The sequence below is a fragment of the Rothia kristinae NBRC 15354 genome, from assembly GCF_001570865.1.
GTDB lineage: Bacteria > Actinomycetota > Actinomycetes > Actinomycetales > Micrococcaceae > Rothia > Rothia kristinae.
In genome coordinates this window covers 1-5,584 of record NZ_BCSM01000028.1, presented here as the reverse complement: position 1 = coordinate 5,584, position 5,584 = coordinate 1, and the positions used below count along the sequence as shown (strand labels likewise).

Here is a 5,584-nt window from a genome sequence, read left to right as displayed (position 1 = left end):
CGGGCACAAAAAAAGGGTGGGGATCCCCGACCGGGGACCCCCACCACCATCAAAAAATGAATCTCGGCGGCGACCTACTCTCCCACACACCTACCGGGTGCAGTACCATCAGCGCTAAGAGCCTTAACTACCGGGTTCGGAAAGGGACCGGGTGTACCCCTCTTGCCATAACCACCGAGAAAAACACGGGCCAACCACCATCCAGGCACCCACCACCAACCCCACCCACCAGGGAAACACCCCCAAGGGTCACGGGTTCATGGTCAGCACCCCACACGGGTTGCTATCCCAAAACCATACAGTGAACACGAACACCAACACACGACCATCAAACAACCATGATCACCATGATGTGTAGATAAGTCTTCGGCCTATTAGTACCAGTCAACTCCACCAGTCTTCAGTCCCGGCTTCCATACCTGGCCTATCAACCCCGTCATCTACAGGGAGCCTCACACCCAACAAAAGGGCAAGGAGAACTCATCTCGAAGCAAGCTTCCCGCTTAGATGCTTTCAGCGGTTATCTCTCCCGAACGTAGCCAATCAGCCATGCACCTGGCGGTACAACTGACATACCAGAGGTTCGTCCGTCCCGGTCCTCTCGTACTAAGGACAGGCCTCCACAATTCTCCAACGCACGCAGCGGATAGGGACCGAACTGTCTCACGACGTTCTGAACCCAGCTCGCGTACCGCTTTAATGGGCGAACAGCCCAACCCTTGGGACCAACTCCAGCCCCAGGATGCGACGAGCCGACATCGAGGTGCCAAACCATGCCGTCGATATGGACTCTTGGGCAAGATCAGCCTGTTATCCCCGAGGTACCTTTTATCCGTTGAGCGACGGCCATTCCACAATGAACCGCCGGATCACTAGTCCCGACTTTCGTCCCTGCTCGACCTGCCAGTCTCACAGTCAAGCTCCCTTGTGCACTTACACTCAACACCTGATTGCCAACCAGGCTGAGGGAACCTTTGGGCGCCTCCGTTACTCTTTAGGAGGCAACCGCCCCAGTTAAACTACCCATCAGGCACTGTCCCTGACCCAGATCATGGGCCGAAGTTAGACATCCAATATGACCAGAGTGGTATTTCAACAACGACTCCACCACCACTAGCGTGATGACTTCACAGTCTCCCACCTATCCTACACAAGCCACACCGAACACCAATACCAAACTATAGTAAAGGTCACGGGGTCTTTCCGTCCTGCTGCGCGAAACGAGCATCTTTACTCGTACTGCAATTTCGCCGAGTTCATGGTTGAGACAGTAGGGAAGTCGTTACTCCATTCGTGCAGGTCGGAACTTACCCGACAAGGAATTTCGCTACCTTAGGATGGTTATAGTTACCACCGCCGTTTACTGGGGCTTAAATTCTCCGCTTCGACCCCGAAGGGCCTAACGAGTCCTCTTAACCTTCCAGCACCGGGCAGGAGTCAGTCCGTATACATCGTCTTGCGACTTCGCACGGACCTGTGTTTTTGATAAACAGTCGCTTCCCCCTGGTCTCTGCGACCCATACACGCTCCCCGGAGCAAGCCCGGTTCACGCTCAAGGTCCCCCTTCTCCCGAAGTTACGGGGGCATTTTGCCGAGTTCCTTAACCATGATTCTCTCGAACGCCTTAGTATTCTCTACCTGATCACCTGTGTCGGTTTAGGGTACGGGCAACTAGAACCTCACGCCGATGCTTTTCTCGACAGCATAGGATCACCGAATCCCCCCACCAAAGGGGGTCCCATCACATCTCAGGCACACGGGGCGCGCATTTAACAACACCCCACCCTACATGCTTAGACCACGACAACCACCGCGTGGCCCGGCTACCTTCCTGCGTCACACCTGTTAACACGCTTACCTCCCTGGCTCAGGCCCCACGCTCCCCACCAGAAGCCACACAAAATGCGGCCACAGTGGTTCGGGTGGTTAGTATCACCAGCTCAGTATGGACGGTCCTTCGTCGGTACGGGAATATCAACCCGTTATCCATCGACTACGCCTGACGGCCTCGCCTTAGGCCCCGACTAACCCAGGGAAGATTAGCTTGACCCTGGAACCCTTGATCATCCGGCGGATACGTTTCTCACGCATCATTCGCTACTCATGCCTGCATTCTCACTCGCATAGCCTCCACCACTCGTTCACACGGCAGCTTCACCGGCCACACGACGCTCCCCTACCCAACAACAAAACGCTGTTGCCACAACTTCGGCGGTGTACTTGAGCCCCGCTACATTGTCGGCGCAGAATCACTTGACCAGTGAGCTATTACGCACTCTTTCAAGGATGGCTGCTTCTAAGCCAACCTCCTGGTTGTCTCAGCAACTCCACATCCTTTCCCACTTAGCACACGCTTAGGGGCCTTAGTTGATGGTCTGGGCTGTTTCCCTCTCGACAATGAAGCTTATCCCCCACTGTCTCACTGCCACGCTAAAACTTACCGGCATTCGGAGTTTGGCAGACGTCAGTAACCCGATAAGGCCCATCAGCCAACCAGTAGCTCTACCTCCAGCAAGCAACACGCAACGCTGCACCTAAATGCATTTCGGGGAGAACCAGCTATCACAGAGTTTGATTGGCCTTTCACCCCTACCCACAGCTCATCCCCTCCATTTTCAACTGAAGTGGGTTCGGTCCTCCACGCGCTCTTACACACGCTTCAACCTGGCCATGGGTAGATCACTCCGCTTCGGGTCTAGATCCTGCCACTCACACGCCCTCTTCAGACTCGCTTTCGCTACGACTACCCCACACGGGTTAACCTCGCGACAGAACACTAACTCGCAGGCTCATTCTTCAAAAGGCACGCCATCACCCCAAAAGGCTCTGACGGCTTGTAGGCACACGGTTTCAGGTACTATTTCACTCCCCTCCCGGGGTACTTTTCACCATTCCCTCACGGTACTGATCCACTATCGGTCACAAGAAAGTATTTAGACTTACCAGGTGGTCCTGGCAGATTCACACGAGATTTCACGGGCCCCGTGCTACTCGGGAAACAACACCATGCAGCAGCCACGGTTTCAGCTACAGGACTCTCACCCTCTACGGCACGCCATCCCAGGCGCTTCGCCTACCGCAACACACCACACCACCAGCCGGTAAGAACTGGCACGCATCGCTCCCACAACCCCCATGATGCAACCCCTCACCGGTATCACACACCACAGGTTTAGTCTCATCCGCTTTCGCTCGCCACTACTCACAGAATCATTAGTTATTTTCTCTTCCTGAGGGTACTGAGATGTTTCACTTCCCCTCGTTCCCTCCACACACCCTATACATTCAGGTGCAGGTCACCACCCTTGACAAGTGGCGGGGTTCCCCCATTCGGAAATCCTCGAATCAACGTCCTGTTATCGACTCCCCGAGGCTTATCGCAGATTCACACGTCCTTCATCGGCTTCTTGTGCCAAGGCATCCACCGTGCGCCCTAAACAACTTAGCCACACACAGATAATCACAGATACACTCAACAATCGCAGATACACCACACCCAGCAACCACCAGAAACCCAGCAGTCACCAGACACGGCATACCAGAATAAAATTGATGCTCGCGTCCACTATATAGTTCTCAAACAACAACCCACACCACCACCAACACCACACACAACGCATAGCACCAGCAGCAGCCAGGCAAACCCAAGACAACCACCCCAACCCACACCAGCAACAGGAAACCCATCACCAGCACGGGTCAGAAGCTCATTGCCTCAAAACCCAACAGCATGCTCCATCCACTCCACTCACCACACCACCAGCCACACAAGCCGGCAGCATGACAAGAACAGGCGCACATTCCACCCATGAGCAAACCCCACGCACCACACTCGGGCACGAACAGGGCCAACCAAAGTTGAGCTCCTTAGAAAGGAGGTGATCCAGCCGCACCTTCCGGTACGGCTACCTTGTTACGACTTAGTCCCAATCGCCAGTCCCACCTTCGACGACTCCCTCCACAAGGGTTAGGCCATCGGCTTCGGGTGTTACCAACTTTCGTGACTTGACGGGCGGTGTGTACAAGGCCCGGGAACGTATTCACCGCAGCGTTGCTGATCTGCGATTACTAGCGACTCCGACTTCATGGGGTCGAGTTGCAGACCCCAATCCGAACTGAGACCGGCTTTTTGGGATTAGCTCCACCTCACAGTATCGCAACCCATTGTACCGGCCATTGTAGCATGCGTGAAGCCCAAGACATAAGGGGCATGATGATTTGACGTCATCCCCACCTTCCTCCGAGTTGACCCCGGCAGTCTCCTATGAGTCCCCACCATCACGTGCTGGCAACATAGAACGAGGGTTGCGCTCGTTGCGGGACTTAACCCAACATCTCACGACACGAGCTGACGACAACCATGCACCACCTGTACACCAGCCCAAAAGGGAAGAACCATCTCTGGAACGATCCGGTGTATGTCAAGCCTTGGTAAGGTTCTTCGCGTTGCATCGAATTAATCCGCATGCTCCGCCGCTTGTGCGGGCCCCCGTCAATTCCTTTGAGTTTTAGCCTTGCGGCCGTACTCCCCAGGCGGGGCACTTAATGCGTTAGCTACGGCGCGGAAAACGTGGAATGTCCCCCACACCTAGTGCCCAACGTTTACGGCATGGACTACCAGGGTATCTAATCCTGTTCGCTCCCCATGCTTTCGCTCCTCAGCGTCAGTAACAGCCCAGTAACCTGCCTTCGCCATCGGTGTTCCTCCTGATATCTGCGCATTTCACCGCTACACCAGGAATTCCAGTTACCCCTACTGCACTCTAGCCTGCCCGTACCCACTGCACACCCGGAGTTAAGCCCCGGGCTTTCACAGCAGACGCGACAAGCCGCCTACGAGCTCTTTACGCCCAATAATTCCGGACAACGCTTGCGCCCTACGTATTACCGCGGCTGCTGGCACGTAGTTAGCCGGCGCTTCTTCTGCAGGTACCGTCACTTCCGCTTCTTCCCTGCTGAAAGAGGTTTACAACCCGAAGGCCGTCATCCCTCACGCGGCGTCGCTGCATCAGGCTTGCGCCCATTGTGCAATATTCCCCACTGCTGCCTCCCGTAGGAGTCTGGGCCGTGTCTCAGTCCCAGTGTGGCCGGTCACCCTCTCAGGCCGGCTACCCGTCGTCGCCTTGGTAGGCCATTACCCCACCAACCAGCTGATAGGCCGTGAGCCCATCTAAGACCAGTACATAACCCTTTCCACCACCAGCCCATGCGGGCAGTAGTCGCATCCGGTATTAGACCCAGTTTCCCAGGCTTATCCCAGAGTCAAAGGCAGGTCACTCACGTATTACTCACCCGTTCGCCACTCATCCACCCGGTGCAAGCACCAGGCTTCAGCGTTCGACTTGCATGTGTTAAGCACGCCGCCAGCGTTCGTCCTGAGCCAGGATCAAACTCTCCGTTGAAAAACAAAAAGCATGAACACTGGACTCATCAAAATAAATGAACAGCGCAGCGCATCACCAGCCACGGGGTGGCCTCCACGCTGCACCAACACTCTGCATGATGACCACAGTCATTCACAAAAAATACTTGGTATGCACCATCAGAGTGAACAAAGCACACTATTGAGTTCTCAAACAACGAA

3 rRNA genes are annotated in these 5,584 nt (G+C 55.1%); all 3 read right to left on the bottom strand.

The annotated features are described in order from the left end of the window. Positions 1-61 precede the first annotated feature (61 nt). Positions 62-179, bottom strand: a 5S ribosomal RNA gene (gene rrf / locus KKR01S_RS10370). 175 nt (positions 180-354) lie between these two features. Then, positions 355-3,448: ribosomal RNA gene (locus KKR01S_RS10365) — 23S ribosomal RNA — on the bottom strand. Between the two features lie 423 nt (positions 3,449-3,871). Then, positions 3,872-5,402 (bottom strand): 16S ribosomal RNA (locus tag KKR01S_RS10360). Together the 16S, 23S and 5S rRNA genes form the textbook arrangement of a ribosomal RNA operon. Positions 5,403-5,584 lie beyond the last annotated feature (182 nt).